The 17,756-nt window shown below is 53.6% G+C and carries 9 protein-coding genes, 1 tRNA gene, 3 rRNA genes and 1 pseudogene; 3 read left to right on the forward strand and 11 right to left on the reverse strand.

The window, feature by feature from the left end; translation table 11 throughout:
* Positions 1-3: 3 nt before the first annotated feature.
* The 4 genes from bcsB to LCD46_21545 all read right to left on the reverse strand — a co-directional run bounded on the left by bcsB (position 4) and on the right by LCD46_21545 (position 6,543).
* Positions 4-2,424, reverse strand: coding sequence for a cellulose biosynthesis cyclic di-GMP-binding regulatory protein BcsB (gene bcsB, locus LCD46_21530; protein UOY70570.1), 2,421 nt, complete (start codon positions 2,422-2,424; stop codon positions 4-6).
* A gap of 10 nt (positions 2,425-2,434) precedes the next feature.
* Positions 2,435-5,050 (reverse strand): UDP-forming cellulose synthase catalytic subunit, encoded by a 2,616-nt coding sequence (gene bcsA, locus LCD46_21535; GenBank protein ID UOY70571.1) that lies wholly within the window; start codon positions 5,048-5,050, stop codon positions 2,435-2,437.
* Positions 5,047-5,799, reverse strand: a complete 753-nt coding sequence (bcsQ, locus tag LCD46_21540) for a cellulose biosynthesis protein BcsQ (GenBank protein UOY70572.1) — start codon at positions 5,797-5,799, stop codon at positions 5,047-5,049. Before bcsQ ends, bcsA begins: the two co-directional genes overlap by 4 nt.
* A gap of 46 nt (positions 5,800-5,845) precedes the next feature.
* Positions 5,846-6,543 (reverse strand): IS1 family transposase gene (locus LCD46_21545; GenBank protein UOY70573.1). Its coding sequence is split into 2 segments (ribosomal slippage): positions 5,846-6,294 and positions 6,294-6,543, totalling 699 coding nucleotides; the frame shifts between segments, so codons are not numbered across the junction.
* A 56-nt stretch (positions 6,544-6,599) separates the two neighbouring features.
* On the opposite strand from LCD46_21545, the pseudogene bcsE reads away from it, so the two are divergent.
* From bcsE to bcsG, 3 genes and pseudogenes are all read left to right on the forward strand, one after another.
* A pseudogene (gene bcsE / locus LCD46_21550) lies at positions 6,600-7,604 on the forward strand (cellulose biosynthesis protein BcsE).
* Entirely contained in the window at positions 7,598-7,795 is a 198-nt protein-coding gene (bcsF, locus tag LCD46_21555; GenBank protein UOY73027.1) for a cellulose biosynthesis protein BcsF, read from the forward strand. The pseudogene bcsE and the gene bcsF overlap by 7 nt, the downstream one beginning before the upstream one ends.
* Positions 7,788-9,467, forward strand: a complete 1,680-nt coding sequence (gene bcsG / locus LCD46_21560) for a cellulose biosynthesis protein BcsG (GenBank protein ID UOY70574.1) — start codon at positions 7,788-7,790, stop codon at positions 9,465-9,467. Before bcsF ends, bcsG begins: the two co-directional genes overlap by 8 nt.
* Positions 9,468-9,511: 44 nt before the next feature.
* On the opposite strand, the gene LCD46_21565 is transcribed toward bcsG, so the two are convergent.
* From LCD46_21565 to LCD46_21595, 7 genes are all read right to left on the reverse strand, one after another.
* Positions 9,512-10,504 carry an endoglucanase gene (locus LCD46_21565; GenBank protein UOY70575.1) on the reverse strand — a complete coding sequence of 331 codons (993 nt, stop codon included), beginning with the start codon at positions 10,502-10,504 and terminating at the stop codon, positions 9,512-9,514.
* Between the two features lie 7 nt (positions 10,505-10,511).
* Positions 10,512-11,483 (reverse strand): bifunctional biotin--[acetyl-CoA-carboxylase] ligase/biotin operon repressor BirA, encoded by a 972-nt coding sequence (birA, locus tag LCD46_21570; GenBank protein ID UOY70576.1) that lies wholly within the window; start codon positions 11,481-11,483, stop codon positions 10,512-10,514.
* Positions 11,480-12,508, reverse strand: a complete 1,029-nt coding sequence (gene murB, locus LCD46_21575) for a UDP-N-acetylmuramate dehydrogenase (GenBank protein ID UOY70577.1) — start codon at positions 12,506-12,508, stop codon at positions 11,480-11,482. Before murB ends, birA begins: the two co-directional genes overlap by 4 nt.
* A gap of 124 nt (positions 12,509-12,632) precedes the next feature.
* Positions 12,633-12,748 (reverse strand): 5S ribosomal RNA (gene rrf, locus LCD46_21580).
* A gap of 70 nt (positions 12,749-12,818) precedes the next feature.
* A 23S ribosomal RNA gene (locus LCD46_21585) occupies positions 12,819-15,724 on the reverse strand.
* Positions 15,725-15,916: 192 nt separating this feature from the next.
* Positions 15,917-15,992, reverse strand: a tRNA-Glu gene (locus LCD46_21590).
* A gap of 85 nt (positions 15,993-16,077) precedes the next feature.
* A 16S ribosomal RNA gene (locus LCD46_21595) occupies positions 16,078-17,617 on the reverse strand.
* The 16S, 23S and 5S rRNA genes sit together here with 1 tRNA gene alongside, the layout of an rRNA operon.
* Positions 17,618-17,756: the final 139 nt, after the last annotated feature.

Raw genomic sequence — 17,756 nt, forward strand, 5'->3', positions numbered from 1 at the left:
ATCTTACTCATCCGGGTTCAGGCGACGACGGCTAATGATACGCAGCAGACGCCACAGCACCCACGCCAGCAGAACCACACTGACCGCGGCCAGGATGGCGAGCAGAACCGGATGGTTAGCCAGCGCATACCACAGACGTTCGAACCATGGCAGATGACCGACGTAATACACATCACCTACGCGCAGGCTATTGACGCCAGACTCACGTATTACCGATACCGAACCAAACATCGCGGCACGTTTACCGCTGTCGTTCATCGCGGTATTGAGCAGTTCATACCCACGCGGGCTGTCCGCGAGGAGAGCCACAACGCTACGCTGCTCGTTGTAAGGTGACTGGAAGCCCACCACTGCAGCCATGGCTCCCTGAGACGTTACGGCCGTCTGCACGCTGGCCTGGCGATCGTTAACATCCGGCATGATGCTCGGGAACTCGGTCTGGCGCATCGGGGTGTTAACCCACGACTGAGCCGCTTTCACCAGCAGATCGATACGTTTGTCATCCTTCAGCTTATCCGGGATGGTACCGATCAGCATGATGTCAGCATCTTTGTTTTGGATCTGGCTACCATCATCAGTCAACGTGACGTTAATTGCCGGTAAGCCCGTCTGTGCGCCGACGGTCGCCATGGTATCCAGCAGCGTTGTCACCTGCCCTTCATTTGGCGCTTTTGGCATAACGACAATGGATTCAGAGAGATCGGCCATACGGCTGAACGGGAAGCCCGCATTAGCAAATGCACGCAGATCCGGCATCGCCAGGAAGTGATAATACTTCGAGAAGTCGATGGTCGACTCATCACCAATCACAACGTGGTTCTGTACAGGCTGGAAGGTCACGCAGTTATCTATCGAACCACCAGGCATCGGGTTCATGTACTGGAAATCAAAGCGCAGCTGGTTTACCGCACCCAGCTTCAGCGCCGGGATAGAGACATCCGTTTTACCGTCCAGCAGCCCCTGCAATACCGGCAGACGAAGCATCAGTCGGTTTGTATCCTGCGTGCTTTGCAGGCTGAACGATTGCAGGAACTGGTTGTTCAGGCTGATGTCCATGCGCGAGCTATCTTTCGTTACCGGCGCGGTGTAACGGTAGTTCAGATTGATATCAATCCCGTTGGTACGCAGCAGGTACAGATCTGGCGGCAGATTCAGTGACAGGCTAATTGGCGCAGGCTCAAGCCCGGTCGCCTGCAGCTGTTCTTCATACGTTTTCAGCTCACCAAACGTCACTGCGCGGTCGGTACGTACCCAATTTGGCGCATCATAAGGTTTACGCGCCAGCAGTGGTTTAACTTCATCCACAACAACACTGCTACCGCGGAACAGGACATTGCCCTGGGCAATCGCTTTTGCAGCCTGTACCAGATCTTTATCATCACGACCAAAGACCACCAGCAGCTTCACGTACGGGTTATCCGGGTGGCTTACCATTTCAATGGTTGGCGCTTTGACGTCTGGATGCTCGCGCAGGAAAGCGGGTCGTTTGGCATTGGTCGCAAAGACGATCGCGTTTCTGTCCGGCATTTTATCGTACATCACCGGGAAGCTCTGCCCGCGCCAGCCGGAACGCGAACCAAACCAGGATGCCACAATCGTGGCCGCGAGTTGCTCGGTCACATCCGGGGAAGAGGCAAAGACCATCGGCAGGGTTAGCGGACGGTTGTCGCGCGGGTCAAAGAACGGAATGGGGAACGCTGAGAGATCGTTTTTCAGCGCCAGTGACTGGTAGGTCATCTGCAGCGAGGAGTTGCGTCCCACATCCATCCACAGCGTGTTGCTGGCCGGGTTTTCACAGACATCACGGTAATGACCGACAAACTCCAGACGGATACGGTTAAAGTCGGTGATAAACAGCGGATTGATCGGCACCTGAGCCTGTGTTTTTTTACCCAGTTGCTCTTTCGTGACGGGCAGAACGTCCATCAGCTCATCATTCAGGTAAACCTTCAGCTGAGACTGCACCGGCAACAGCGACGGCGATGGGGTGTATTCCAGGTTCAGCACCGCATTAGAGATGACCTCATCGCTGCGCATACCAAATTCAATACCGCCGTTAGGGTTGATGCCGCGCAGCACCATACTTCCTGGAGGGGGCGCAATTTGCGCAAAGGTCAGCTTCACGTCACGTGACGGGGCATTGTCCGCGACAACGGGCGCATTCGCTCCCCGGACGCCCGGCATCACCTGCCCGATGACCTGGCTGTCTGCCGGCAGGGTGTTCCCCTCCGTTGGCTGGTTCGGAGTGATGTTTTCTGTTTGACCGGGTGCCGCAGTGACAACCGCATCGGTTGCTTGCGCGACGACAGGCACCGTTGGCGCAGGCGTTGCCGCTGCGTTATCAGGAGCTGCATTAGCCATTGTTGCGGGGATTGCACTCATCCCCATTGCCACTGCACATAACCAGGAAAGTTTTGTTTTCATCGCGTTATCATCATTGTTGAGCCATAACCGGGTCCGCCTGCTTCGCCTCATCCCGCTCAGGACGACGAGGAATGAACGACACGACCCAGGAAACCAGCGAAGTAAGTGACCGGAAAATTATTTTCACCGACGACGGGGCAAATTCTGCAAGGTGACGATAGCCACGGAACCCCAGCTTCAGAATATCCAGCAGGCTTTCCAGAGGTTTATCTTCCGGGAAGCTGTCCTGCCAGAGAGCCCACGTATCCGCGCGGGCAAACGTACACTGCACAAAATCAATATGCTGCTTTTTGGTCAACGGCATCAGCTGCAGACCGACTTCATCCCCGGCCACACGAACAACTTGCGTCGGGAAGACATACTCCTGCTGGCCGCGTTTAAGCAGCAGGTTAACTTTTTGCCCTTCCAGCACTTTCGCCTGACCGTTGATTTTGATCCCAAGACCACCGTCAGAGAAGTCGTGCACGGTACAGGAGAAGAGATGTCCATCTTCACGGGCAAGCGCTGCAGGCATACAGATTTCAACACGATGCGCACGACGTACCTGCTTGCTCTCTACCGACACGGCAACTGCGCCACCGAGGATAATCAGGTTGTAGAACACCCATGCCATACTCACAAACACGGTCAGGATCTCGTTTTCCGGGCCATAGAAGTAGCGCCAGATACCCGCGATAACGCCAACGATGTTCAGCAAAACCAGGAAGATATACGGACGAGAGATCACCCAGTCGACGTATTCCTCTTCCACCAGACCACCCTTCGCGGTGACGTTAAATTTACCTTTGTGCGGGTTAATCAGCGCCACCATCGTTGGCGGGGCGATATACCAGGCCAGCACCGTTTCGTAGATTTCACTCCAGAATGAATGGCGGTATTTACCCTGAATCTTCGAGTTCGTCAGGCTCGCGTGGATCATGTGCGGCAAAACAAACAGCGCAATCATCAGCGCCGGGGCGTAGATGATGTAAGCGTGAAGAAGCAGGAAGGCCAGTGGCGCAGTCAGGAAGATCAGCCGCGGGATACCGGACAAGAAGTGGAACATGGCGTTGACGTAGCAGAGACGCTGCGCCAGCTTGAGCCCTTTCCCAATCAGTGGGTTATCGAGACGGAATATTTGCACCATGCCGCGTGCCCAGCGAATACGCTGGCCAATGTGCGCCGACAGCGACTCCGTTGCCAGACCGGCAGCCTGTGGAATACGCATATAGGCAGAGGTATAACCACGACGGTGCAGACGCAGCGAGGTATGCGCATCTTCGGTGACCGTTTCAACCGCAATACCCCCAATTTCATCCAGCGGTTTGCGGCGGATAACCGCACAGGAGCCGCAGAAGAAGGTGGCATCCCACATGTCGTTCCCGTCCTGTACCAGGCCATAGAACAGCGTGCCTTCGTTCGGGGTTTTACGGAAACGGCCGAGGTTACGTTCAAACGGATCTGGCGAGAAGAAGTGGTGCGGCGTCTGCATCATCGCCAGCTCTTTCTCTTTCAGGAACCAGCCCATGGTCATCTGCAGGAACGAGCGCGTCGGTACGTGGTCGCAGTCAAAGATCGAGACAAACTCGCCAGTGGCATACTTCAGCGCGTTGTTGATGTTCCCGGCTTTAGCATGCTCGTGAGTTGGACGGGCGATGTACTCGACGCCCACCTCTTCCGCAAACTGGCGGAACGCCGGACGGTTGCCGTCGTCGAGGATCCAGACTTTGAGTTTATCTTTTGGCCAGTCGATACCCAGCGCGGCATAAATGGTGTTTTTCACCACGCTCAGATCTTCGTTGTAGGTGGGCACAAAGAGATCAACCGACGGCCACTGCGCGGTATCTTTTGGCAGCGGAACCGGCTGGCGGTTGAGCGGCCAGATCACCTGGAAATAGCCCAGCACCAGTACAATCCACGCGTAGGTTTCTGCAAACAGCAGAACCAGGCCGCACACCAGGCTGACCGGATCGTCCCAGTTCAACGTTGAGGTATAACGCCACCAGATATAGCGGCAGGAGACGGTCAACGACAATACAATCAGCATCAGGGCTGAGAAACGCCCCGGAATACGGCGAACCAGCAATGCCACGCCCCACAGCAGGATCAGGAAGGTGAACTGTGCCAGCGGGTTAAAGGGTTGCGTAATACAGACCAGCGCCAGGATGAGCGAGAAGACGACGATCACGCCGAGAATAAAACGCCGCAAGCCCGGGTGGAGATGCCCGAGCTCTTTATGGTTGTCCAGATGGCTGGTCTTATCGGTAACGCTATCGGGCAATCTATCCAGCCACTGATGGTACCGCTCACGTAACTGCTGAACGCGAGAGAAGCTGCGCCAGTGCGGCACTTTTTTCTCCGACCGGGGGGACGTTGCCACCAGCCAGATGGCCTGAATAAGATATCGCGCCGGATCCAAAGGCCGTGGCCGGTCTGGGTTAATATGCGGGTATAACTCACTGTGCCGTGCACGTATGCGCTGCCAGCGCGGGTGTTCGAGTGGAATGAACATCCAGGCCAGAATCATCCAGAAACAGCCGAGCGCGGCGCTAAATGGCGAAGCACCATGCCGACGAAAATGCCGGTAATGTTCGCTCAAACGCGAACTGACCGGCGGGATGAGTAACCAGCTGGCGAGACGACTCATACCGAACTCCCCGCAGGCTCCGCCGCGTTGGCGAAGTTCAGCAGACACCAGTTAGCCAGTGTCAGAATTTCTTCTGCCGCCAGTGAATCGCTGCGGTATTCCCCGAGCGGTTGCTTAGAGGCAAGGCATTCCGCCATTCCCTCATCACGATGGATGACAATCGGAAGCAAGCGGCGCTGGCTTTGCAGCCACACCTGATACAGATCGTCCTGGATCTGGCTGCCAATGCGTAAATCGTTAATCAGAATATGTCCATTCTGAGGCAGCCCTTGCTGATGCAAACGGATATGGCAATTCGCATCGACGTTCACGATCGAGAGGACATGATCGCACTGCGCGATAAGCTGTCGGGTCAGCGTGCCGGAGCCATGCGGCAGATCCAGCAGGATCCATTTATAGTGCCCTTTTTCTTTCAGGCTCTGCAGCGCAAGCGTGAATTGCGAAAAAAGACGCTGATAAGCTGCCTCATTTTCGCGTTCCGCAGTGGTCAATTGACCAAAAGGTAGTAAATCAAGCTGGGAGGTATAACGCATACCCGCATCCCGCCAGTCTTTATCATCGAGCAGCGCGCGGGCCCACCCCTCCTCACGTGTAAAGTCGACGTTAAACGACATACGCAGCAAATTATCGGCGCAGGCGTCAATAACCAGCACCGACTCACCTAAAAGCTGTAATGACCACGCCAGCGCCGCAGTCACGGATGTGGTACCCACCCCGCCACGGATGCCTTGTAATCCGAGTATGGCCATCAATGGCTCCCTTATTGTTGATGGGCAAATTGGTAATGACTCCAACTTACTGATAGTGTTTTATGTTCAGATAATGCCCGATGACTTTGTCATGCAGCTCCACCGATTTTGAGAACGACAGTGACTTCCTGCCCAGCCTTGCCAGATGCTGCCTCAGATTCAGGTTATGCCGCTCAATGCGCTGCGTATATCGCTTGCTGATAACGTGCAGTTCTCCCTTCAGGCGTGATTCATACAGCGGCCAGCCATCCGTCATCCATACCACGACCTCAAAGGCCGACAGCAGGCCCAGAAGACGCTCCAGCGTGGCCAACGTGCGTTCACCGAATACGTGCGCCACAACCGTCCTCCGTATCCTGTCATACGCGTAAAACAACCAGCGCTGGCGTGATTTAGCGCCGACGTAACCCCACTGTTCGTCCATTTCCGCGCAAACAATGACGTCACTGCCCGGTTGTATGCGTGAGTTTACCGACTGCGGCCTGAGTTTTTTAAGTGTCGTAAAATCGTGTTGAGGCCAACGCCCATAATGCGTGCACTGGCGCGACATCCGACGCCATTCATGGCCATATCAATGATTTTCTGATGCGTACCGGGTTGAGAAGCGGTGTAAGTGAACTGTAGCTGCCATGTTTTACGGCAGTGAGAGCAGAGATAGCGCTGATGTCCGGCAGTACTTTTACCGTTACGCACCACGCCTTCAGTAGCTGAACAGGAGGGACAGCTGATAGAAACAGAAGCCACTGGAGCACCTCAAAAACACCATCATACACTAAATCAGTAAGTTGGCACCATTACCTGAAAAAGGCGTGAGCGCCAGGCAACAGCTGACCCTTAAACATATCGAGGGTAAGTGGCACCTGGCAAAGCAGGAAGAAACCGTGGTGCAACCACGTAGTGATGAAAAACGTATTTTGAGCCATATTGCGGTTTTAGAGGGAGCACCTGCTCTGTCAGAAAACTGGTCACTGTTTGAATCTAACGAAGCGCTTTTTCATGAAGCCCGCACAACGCAGGCAGCAACGATTGTGTTCTCGTTGATGCAGAATAACCAGATTGAGACGCTGGCCAGGCAAATCCACACCTTACGCCGCCAGCGCGGAAGCGCATTAAAAATAATCGTGCGTGAAAACAATACCAGCCTGCGCGCCACAGATGAGCGTCTGCTTTTGGGCTGCGGTGCCAATATGGTCATTCCATGGAATGCGCCGTTGTCCCGCTGCCTGACGCTTATCGAAAGCGTTCAGGGCCAGCAGTTCAGCCGCCATGTCCCGGAAGATGTAGCCACATTGCTCTCAATGACGCAGCCGATGAAACTGCGTGGATACCAAAAATGGGATACTTTCTGCGACGCCGTCAGCAACATGATGAATAACACGCTGCTTCCGGCAGACGGAAAAGGGGTCATGGTTGCCCTGCGCCCTGTACCTGGTATTCGCGTTGAACAGGCTCTCACGTTATGCCGCCCGAACCGCACTGGGGACATCATGACCATTGGCGACAATCGTCTGGTACTGTTTTTATCCTTCTGTCGGGTAAACGATCTTGATACCGCGCTTAACCACATCTTCCCCCTGCCAACCGGGGATATTTTCTCTAACCGTATGATCTGGTTCGAAGATAACTCTATCAGTGCAGAGCTGGTGCAGATGCGAGCCCTCAAGCCTGAACAATGGGTTAAACCGCTCGTTATCAAGAGTGAGGTTAAACCGATTCTCAATGCCAGACATGATGGACACGTCTGGCGTCGGGTTCCGGAACCCCTTCGCTTATTAACTGAGAATGGGGAGAACGCACCATCATGAGTATCAGCGATATCATTCAACTGGTCGTATTCTGCGCGCTGATCTTTTTCCCGCTTGGCTACTACGCGCGCCATTCACTGCGTCGTATCCGCGATACGGCCAGAATACTGTTTGTAAAACCTCGCTATGTAAAACCAGCCGGAACACTGACACGGGCATCACACGTCAAGGCAGACCGAAAACATGACTAATTCTACCTATACCGCTTCGTCACCCTCGCCACTGTGGCAATACTGGCGCGGCCTTTCTGGCTGGAACTTCTACTTTCTGGTGAAGTTTGGTCTGCTGTGGGCAGGCTATCTGAATTTCCATCCTCTTCTCAACCTGGTGTTTATGGCCTTCCTGCTGATGCCTCTGCCAAATATCAGGCTGCATCGCTTACGCCACTGGGTGGCCATTCCTGTCGGCTTTGCACTGTTCTGGCATGATACCTGGCTACCGGGGCCAGACAGCATTATGAGCCAGGGATCGCAGGTGGCCGGGTTTAGCGCCAGCTATGTCCTTGACCTGACCGAGCGCTTTATTAACTGGCAGATGATTGGTGCCGTCTTTGTGCTGCTGGTTGCATGGCTATTTCTGTCACAGTGGATCCGCGTCACGGTGTTTGTCGTCGCCATTATGATCTGGCTTAACGTGCTGACGCTTGCAGGCCCCGGTTTTTCTCTGTGGCCTGCGGGTCAACCGACAACAACCGTCACCACCACCGGCGGCAGTGCGGCGGCAACCGTCGCGACGGCGAGCGAGACGCCTGTGGTGGGAGATATCCCTACTCAGACCGCACCACCGACCTCCACTAACCTGAACGCCTGGCTTTCCAGCTTCTATACCGCGGAAGATAAGCGACAGACTAAGTTCCCGGATGCGCTACCGGCAGATGCTCAGCCCTTTGAACTGCTGGTGATCAACATCTGTTCACTCTCCTGGGCAGATGTGGATGCTGCAGGTTTGATGTCGCATCCGCTGTGGTCACATTTCGACATTCAGTTTAAAGATTTCAACTCTGCAACCTCGTACAGCGGCCCGGCGGCAATTCGTCTGCTGCGCGCAAGCTGCGGCCAGCCATCACATAAAAACCTGTATCAACCGGCCGGAAACCAGTGCTATCTGTTCGATAACCTGGCAAAACTGGGCTTTACACAGCATCTGATGCTGGGTCATAACGGTGTGTTTGGTGATTTCCTGAAAGAGGTACGTCAGGAAGGGGGAATGCAGGCTCCGCTGATGGATCAAACGGGTCTGCCGGTTTCTCTGTTGGGCTTCGACGGTTCACCTGTTTATGACGATACCGCCGTGCTGCAACGCTGGCTGCAGACCATCGAAAAGGATAATAATCCTCGCAGTGCGACATTCTTTAACACCCTGCCGCTTCACGACGGTAACCATTTCCCGGGCGTGAGCAAAACGGCAGACTATAAGGTGCGTGCGCAGAAACTCTTCGACGAGCTGGACGCATTCTTTACGGAGCTGGAAAAATCAGGCCGTAAAGTGATGGTGGTTGTGGTACCTGAACACGGTGGCGCGCTGAAAGGCGACAGGATGCAGGTGTCAGGTCTGCGTGATATCCCAAGCCCGTCCATTACCAACGTGCCTGCAGGTATTAAATTCTTTGGTATGAAGGCTCCGCATCAGAGCGCACCGATTGAAATCACCCAGCCAACCAGCTATCTGGCGATCTCCGAGCTGGTTGCCCGTGCCGTTGACGGGAAGCTGTTTGTTGAAGACAGCGTGAACTGGGATCAGCTCACCAGCAATCTGCCGCAAACGGCAGAAGTCTCTGAGAACGCCAACGCAGTGGTGATTCAGTACCAGAACAAACCTTACGTTCGCCTGAACGGCGGTGATTGGGTACCTTATCCGCAGTAAAATGGCATTGTTTCCCTCTCCCTGTGGGAGAGGGAATGCTCAGATTATTGTTGGGCGATCCACACCAGCATCTTCAGGCTTGCTGAATAGTAATCATCATTTGAGGTGATTTCGGGTTCTGTGGAAGACTGTCCCATCGTTAAATCACGTACTGCCAGCAGGCCCCCTTCCATCATGTAGGGTGCATACTCGTTAGTGGTGACGTTAACCCAGGCGGGAGTTTGTTCCCGGGGAAATTGACCGAACCAGACTCGCCACGGCGTCAGCAATGGGCTTTGCTTATCAGCCCAGGCCACATACAGCGGAATACGAATCGCATCGTAGCTCATCCTCGGAGCCCAACCTTTGGCGGGAGTCAGCTTGCCACCCGACGCCAGAGAGACCCAGTCAGGTGGCAGATTCGCTTTACCCGAGCCCATTTTCCCCAGCAGGCGTTCTCCATCTTTAATTAATTCACGCCAGACCGGTAAATGACTGCGCCCGGCAAAGGCCTGCCACGCCGGAAACACGAAATAGGAAGGGTTCAGTATCACGTTACCGTCAAGTTTAAACCCCTGCACACCGGGCAACATGACCCGATAACCCGCATAGCGGATCACGTTGTGATTAATCAGTGCTTTTGTAATTGCATCCGATGCAGCGCTATAGCGTTTGTCATGCCAGCGCGCGTCGGCTTTTAACAGTGCCCAGGCAATCAGCACATCGCCATCTGAGGCATTGTTCTTGTCGGTGACCGGGTTGGATTCTGCGGGGTTATAACGCCAGTAAAACAGGCCGTTCTCTTTGTTTTTAAGCTGACTGTCTGTCCATTGCCAGAGCTTATCGAACGTGGGTTTATCGTTGTTGGCCACCGCCATCAGCATGGCGAAACCCTGGCCTTCCGTATGCGAAACGTCACCATTGCCGGTATCGACAATGCGACCTTCCGGTTTGAAAAAGCGTGCCTTATAACTTTCCCAGGCCTGACTCGCCTGAGAGAGAGGAGAGAAGAGCAAACTCATCATCACAGCTAGCGTAGCGCAGACGGGTTTTCGCATAATTAACTCATTCCGGTTGTTCAGCACTTCGCAGTGAAATTTCACCGCCCACCCACGGCTTGATCACACCATCCTGCTCCAGGAGCAACGCCCCCTGTGCGTCAATGCCACGGGATGTTCCGTAGATCTCTTTATCACCAATCAGTAATTTCACCGGGCGGTTGATAAAATTATCCAGCTTTTCCCAACGAGACAGGAAGGGTGCCAGTCCCTCCTGTTCAAAGAGGATGAGTGAGCTGCGCAATTCCTTAATCATACGCACGGCGAGGGTGTTACGATCGATGACGATCCCCGCTTCCTGAAGATTAGTCCAGGCCTGATTCACCACATCATTTTGTACATTGCGCATCACCATGTTGAGGCCTGCACCAATAACGATTTGCGCCGCATCGCCTGTTTTTCCTGTCAGTTCGACCAGGATACCTGCAAGCTTACGATCGTTCAGATACAGATCATTAGGCCATTTAACGCGCACTTTATCAGCACCCAGATCGTGCAGAACTTCTGCCATGACAATGCCAATAACCAGACTCAGGCCAATAGCGGCAGCAGGCCCCTGCTCAAGACGCCAGTACATGGACAGATAGAGATTGGCACCAAATGGCGAGAACCATTTGCGGCCACGACGACCACGACCAGCCTGCTGATACTCCGCAACACAGGCATCTCCGGATTTCATCTCAGGCAGACGATCCAGAAGATACTGGTTCGTCGAATCAATCACTGGCAGCACCGCAACATTGCCATATCCAATCTGGTTACGGATCGCTTCTTCATTCAGCAATTGGATTGGCTCCGGCAGGCTATATCCTTTTCCGGGAACCGTGAAGACATCCACACCCCAGTCACGGAGGGTCTGGATGTGTTTGTTAATGGCGGCACGGCTCATGCCGAGTTGCTCACCCAACTGCTCGCCAGAATGAAACTCACCGTCGGCAAGAATGCCAATCAGTGTTAACGGGATGGTATTATCCTTCACGCAATGGTCTCCACGGCATTCACTTCACCTGTGCGGCCAATGAAGCGAACTTCTGGCTCCAGCCAGACGTTAAATTTTTCGCCCACGCACTGACGGACATGGTGTGCCAGCTGCACAACATCGCTGCCGGTCGCATTGCCCTGGTTAATCAGAACCAGGGCCTGCTGACGATGCACTGCAGCCCCGCCCTTCGTGGCACCTTTTAACTGGCACTGATCGATGAGCCAGCCCGCTGCCAGCTTCACGCTGCCATCAGCTTGCGGATAATGTGGTGCAGCAGGCCATCCAGCGAGAAATACTTTTGCATTTTCACCACTAATGACTGGGTTTTTGAAGAAACTCCCGGCATTTCCATTCACTTTTGGATCGGGAAGTTTGGTCATTCGCATATGGCAAACAGACTCAAACACCTCACGTGCAGTTGCAGTGGCTGGGTCAAGACGTGTTAAATCACCATAGGTGAGGATAGGTTTCCAGTTTTTCGCCAGACGCAGACCAACGGCCACAATCACATAGCGATCCTGGTATTCATGTTTGAAAATACTGTCGCGGTAGCCAAAACGGCACTGTTTGGCCGTCAAGCGCTGAGCCGTTCCGGTCGCCAGTTCAATACAATCGACATATTCGCAGACGTGTTTCAGTTCGATGCCGTAGGCACCGATGTTTTGAATGGGTGACGATCCAGCACAACCTGGGATCAGTGCAAGATTTTCGAGGCCTGGCATCCCCTTCTCAAGGGTAAATTGCACCAGATGATGCCAATTTTCTCCGGCCCCTACGTGCAAATGCCAGCTATCAACGCGCTCTTCCACATCAATTCCCATGATGCGGTTGACGATCACCGTTCCGGCAAAATCGTCGAGAAACAGGACATTACTTCCTTCGCCCAGAATCAGTACGGGTTCGTTATTTTCTGTTGCGCTTTGCCATGCATCCAGCAACTGCTGTGCAGTATCGGCACGTACAATTTGTTTAGCATTCCGTTGAATGCCAAAGGTATTCCAGGGTTTAAGGGAGTGGTTCATAGACGCTATCCTGATGCAAAAACGGAGGTAGTTTACCGTATAAGCAAGGAGTTGGGGGATTTGTTTGTGCGCCGTAGAAACGCAAAAAGGCCATCCTTGCGGATGGCCTCTCTACTTATTTGATGCCTGGCAGTTCCCTACTCTCACATGGGGAGACCCCACACTACCATCGGCGCTACGGCGTTTCACTTCTGAGTTCGGCATGGGGTCAGGTGGGACCACCGCGCTAAAGCCGCCAGGCAAATTCTGTTAATCTGTATCAAGGCTGAAAATCTTCTGTCTCTCTTCGCCGAAACAGCTTCGGCGTTGTAAGGTTAAGCCTCACGGTTCATTAGTATCGGTTAGCTCAACGCATCGCTGCGCTTACACACCCGACCTATCAACGTCGTAGTCTTCAACGTTCCTTCAGGACTCTCAAGGAGTCAGGGAGAACTCATCTCGGGGCAAGTTTCGTGCTTAGATGCTTTCAGCACTTATCTCTTCCGCATTTAGCTACCGGGCAGTGCCATTGGCATGACAACCCGAACACCAGTGATGCGTCCACTCCGGTCCTCTCGTACTAGGAGCAGCCCCCCTCAATTCTCCAGCGCCCACGGCAGATAGGGACCGAACTGTCTCACGACGTTCTAAACCCAGCTCGCGTACCACTTTAAATGGCGAACAGCCATACCCTTGGGACCTACTTCAGCCCCAGGATGTGATGAGCCGACATCGAGGTGCCAAACACCGCCGTCGATATGAACTCTTGGGCGGTATCAGCCTGTTATCCCCGGAGTACCTTTTATCCGTTGAGCGATGGCCCTTCCATTCAGAACCACCGGATCACTATGACCTGCTTTCGCACCTGCTCGAGCCGTCACTCTCGCAGTCAAGCTAGCTTATGCCATTGCACTAACCTCCTGATGTCCGACCAGGATTAGCTAACCTTCGTGCTCCTCCGTTACTCTTTGGGAGGAGACCGCCCCAGTCAAACTACCCACCAGACACTGTCCGCAACCCGGATTACGGGTCTACGTTAGAACACCAGCCATTAAAGGGTGGTATTTCAAGGGCGGCTCCACGCAGACTGGCGTCCACGCTTCAAAGCCTCCCACCTATCCTACACATCAAGGACCAGTGTTCAGTGTCAAGCTATAGTAAAGGTTCACGGGGTCTTTCCGTCTTGCCGCGGGTACACTGCATCTTCACAGCGAGTTCAATTTCACTGAGTCTCGGGTGGAGACAGCCTGGCCATCATTACGCCATTCGTGCAGGTCGGAACTTACCCGACAAGGAATTTCGCTACCTTAGGACCGTTATAGTTACGGCCGCCGTTTACCGGGGCTTCGATCAAGAGCTTCGCGTTACCGCTAACCCCATCAATTAACCTTCCGGCACCGGGCAGGCGTCACACCGTATACGTCCACTTTCGTGTTTGCACAGTGCTGTGTTTTTAATAAACAGTTGCAGCCAGCTGGTATCTTCGACTGATTTCAGCTCCACCCGCAGGGGCTTCACCTACATATCAGCGTGCCTTCTCCCGAAGTTACGGCACCATTTTGCCTAGTTCCTTCACCCGAGTTCTCTCAAGCGCCTTGGTATTCTCTACCTGACCACCTGTGTCGGTTTGGGGTACGATTTGATGTTACCTGATGCTTAGAGGCTTTTCCTGGAAGCAGGGCATTTGTTACTTCAGCACCGTAGTGCCTCGTCATCACACCTCAGCGTTAATAAGGTACCGGATTTACCTGGAACCTCCGCCTACATGCTTAAACCGGGACAACCGTCGCCCGGCTAACATAGCCTTCTCCGTCCCCCCTTCGCAGTAACACCAAGTACAGGAATATTAACCTGTTTCCCATCGACTACGCCTTTCGGCCTCGCCTTAGGGGTCGACTCACCCTGCCCCGATTAACGTTGGACAGGAACCCTTGGTCTTCCGGCGTGCGGGCTTTTCACCCGCATTATCGTTACTTATGTCAGCATTCGCACTTCTGATACCTCCAGCATCCCTCACAGGACACCTTCAACGGCTTACAGAACGCTCCCCTACCCAACAACGCATAAGCGTCGCTGCCGCAGCTTCGGTGCATGGTTTAGCCCCGTTACATCTTCCGCGCAGGCCGACTCGACCAGTGAGCTATTACGCTTTCTTTAAATGATGGCTGCTTCTAAGCCAACATCCTGGCTGTCTGTGCCTTCCCACATCGTTTCCCACTTAACCATGACTTTGGGACCTTAGCTGGCGGTCTGGGTTGTTTCCCTCTTCACGACGGACGTTAGCACCCGCCGTGTGTCTCCCGTGATAACATTCTTCGGTATTCGTAGTTTGCATCGGGTTGGTAAGCCGGGATGGCCCCCTAGCCGAAACAGTGCTCTACCCCCGAAGATGAGTTCACGAGGCGCTACCTAAATAGCTTTCGGGGAGAACCAGCTATCTCCCGGTTTGATTGGCCTTTCACCCCCAGCCACAAGTCATCCGCTAATTTTTCAACATTAGTCGGTTCGGTCCTCCAGTTAGTGTTACCCAACCTTCAACCTGCCCATGGCTAGATCACCGGGTTTCGGGTCTATACCCTGCAACTTAACGCCCAGTTAAGACTCGGTTTCCCTTCGGCTCCCCTATACGGTTAACCTTGCTACAGAATATAAGTCGCTGACCCATTATACAAAAGGTACGCAGTCACACCACGAAGGTGCTCCCACTGCTTGTACGTACACGGTTTCAGGTTCTTTTTCACTCCCCTCGCCGGGGTTCTTTTCGCCTTTCCCTCACGGTACTGGTTCACTATCGGTCAGTCAGGAGTATTTAGCCTTGGAGGATGGTCCCCCCATATTCAGACAGGATACCACGTGTCCCGCCCTACTCTTCGAGTTCACAACCTGTGCATTTTCGTGTACGGGGCTGTCACCCTGTATCGCCGGACTTTCCAGACCGTTCCACTAACACACAAGCTGATTCAGACTCTGGGCTGCTCCCCGTTCGCTCGCCGCTACTGGGGGAATCTCGGTTGATTTCTTTTCCTCGGGGTACTTAGATGTTTCAGTTCCCCCGGTTCGCCTCGTTAACCTATGTATTCAGTTAACGATAGTGTGACGAATCACACTGGGTTTCCCCATTCGGACATCGCCGGGTCAAAGGTTCATATCACCTCGCCGGCGCTTTTCGCAGATTAGCACGTCCTTCATCGCCTCTGACTGCCAGGGCATCCACCGTGTACGCTTAGTCGCTTAACCTCACAACCCGAAGATGTTTCTTTCGATTCATCATCGATTTGCGAAAATTTGAGAGACTCGAACACACATTAACTGTGTGTCGTTTCAATTTTCAGCTTGATCCAGATTTTTAAAGAGCAAATATCTCAAACATGACTCGCAAGTCAGTTTTGAGATATGACGGCAGGTGACTTTCACTCACGAACCAGCAAGTGGCGTCCCCTAGGGGATTCGAACCCCTGTTACCGCCGTGAAAGGGCGGTGTCCTGGGCCTCTAGACGAAGGGGACGTATAAGTCTCAATCGCAAGACGCCTTGCTATTTACTTTTCATCAGACAATCTGTGTGAGCACTGCAAAGGCAGGTTCTTTAAGGTAAGGAGGTGATCCAACCGCAGGTTCCCCTACGGTTACCTTGTTACGACTTCACCCCAGTCATGAATCACAAAGTGGTAAGCGCCCTCCCGAAGGTTAAGCTACCTACTTCTTTTGCAACCCACTCCCATGGTGTGACGGGCGGTGTGTACAAGGCCCGGGAACGTATTCACCGTAGCATTCTGATCTACGATTACTAGCGATTCCGACTTCATGGAGTCGAGTTGCAGACTCCAATCCGGACTACGACGCACTTTATGAGGTCCGCTTGCTCTCGCGAGGTCGCTTCTCTTTGTATGCGCCATTGTAGCACGTGTGTAGCCCTACTCGTAAGGGCCATGATGACTTGACGTCATCCCCACCTTCCTCCAGTTTATCACTGGCAGTCTCCTTTGAGTTCCCGGCCGGACCGCTGGCAACAAAGGATAAGGGTTGCGCTCGTTGCGGGACTTAACCCAACATTTCACAACACGAGCTGACGACAGCCATGCAGCACCTGTCTCAGAGTTCCCGAAGGCACCAATCCATCTCTGGAAAGTTCTCTGGATGTCAAGAGTAGGTAAGGTTCTTCGCGTTGCATCGAATTAAACCACATGCTCCACCGCTTGTGCGGGCCCCCGTCAATTCATTTGAGTTTTAACCTTGCGGCCGTACTCCCCAGGCGGTCGACTTAACGCGTTAGCTCCGGAAGCCACGCCTCAAGGGCACAACCTCCAAGTCGACATCGTTTACGGCGTGGACTACCAGGGTATCTAATCCTGTTTGCTCCCCACGCTTTCGCACCTGAGCGTCAGTCTTTGTCCAGGGGGCCGCCTTCGCCACCGGTATTCCTCCAGATCTCTACGCATTTCACCGCTACACCTGGAATTCTACCCCCCTCTACAAGACTCTAGCCTGCCAGTTTCGAATGCAGTTCCCAGGTTGAGCCCGGGGATTTCACATCCGACTTGACAGACCGCCTGCGTGCGCTTTACGCCCAGTAATTCCGATTAACGCTTGCACCCTCCGTATTACCGCGGCTGCTGGCACGGAGTTAGCCGGTGCTTCTTCTGCGGGTAACGTCAATTGCTGAGGTTATTAACCTCAGCACCTTCCTCCCCGCTGAAAGTACTTTACAACCCGAAGGCCTTCTTCATACACGCGGCATGGCTGCATCAGGCTTGCGCCCATTGTGCAATATTCCCCACTGCTGCCTCCCGTAGGAGTCTGGACCGTGTCTCAGTTCCAGTGTGGCTGGTCATCCTCTCAGACCAGCTAGGGATCGTCGCCTAGGTGAGCCGTTACCCCACCTACTAGCTAATCCCATCTGGGCACATCTGATGGCAAGAGGCCCGAAGGTCCCCCTCTTTGGTCTTGCGACGTTATGCGGTATTAGCTACCGTTTCCAGTAGTTATCCCCCTCCATCAGGCAGTTTCCCAGACATTACTCACCCGTCCGCCGCTCGTCACCCGAGAGCAAGCTCTCTGTGCTACCGCTCGACTTGCATGTGTTAGGCCTGCCGCCAGCGTTCAATCTGAGCCATGATCAAACTCTTCAATTTAAAAGTTTGATGCTCAATGAATTAAACTTCGTAATGAATTACGTGTTCACTCGTTGAGACTTGGTATTCATTTAGTGTCCGAGGACATTAAGAATCCATGTCACTTTGAGTGCCCACACAGATTGTCTGATAAATTGTT

Origin of the sequence: Enterobacter ludwigii (genome assembly GCA_023023105.1) — a bacterium.
Lineage (GTDB): Bacteria > Pseudomonadota > Gammaproteobacteria > Enterobacterales > Enterobacteriaceae > Enterobacter > Enterobacter adelaidei.

Bases quoted from the DNA above. Each gene is read 5' to 3' on its own strand.
- bcsA (UOY70571.1), bottom strand. From the start codon at position 5,050: ATGAGTCGTCTCGCCAGCTGGTTACTCATCCCGCCGGTCAGTTCGCGT.
- bcsQ (UOY70572.1), bottom strand. From the start codon at position 5,799: ATGGCCATACTCGGATTACAAGGCATCCGTGGCGGGGTGGGTACCACA.
- bcsB (UOY70570.1), bottom strand. From the start codon at position 2,424: ATGAAAACAAAACTTTCCTGGTTATGTGCAGTGGCAATGGGGATGAGT.
- murB (UOY70577.1), bottom strand. From the start codon at position 12,508: ATGAACCACTCCCTTAAACCCTGGAATACCTTTGGCATTCAACGGAAT.
- bcsG (UOY70574.1), top strand. From the start codon at position 7,788: ATGACTAATTCTACCTATACCGCTTCGTCACCCTCGCCACTGTGGCAA.
- LCD46_21565 (UOY70575.1), bottom strand. From the start codon at position 10,504: ATGCGAAAACCCGTCTGCGCTACGCTAGCTGTGATGATGAGTTTGCTC.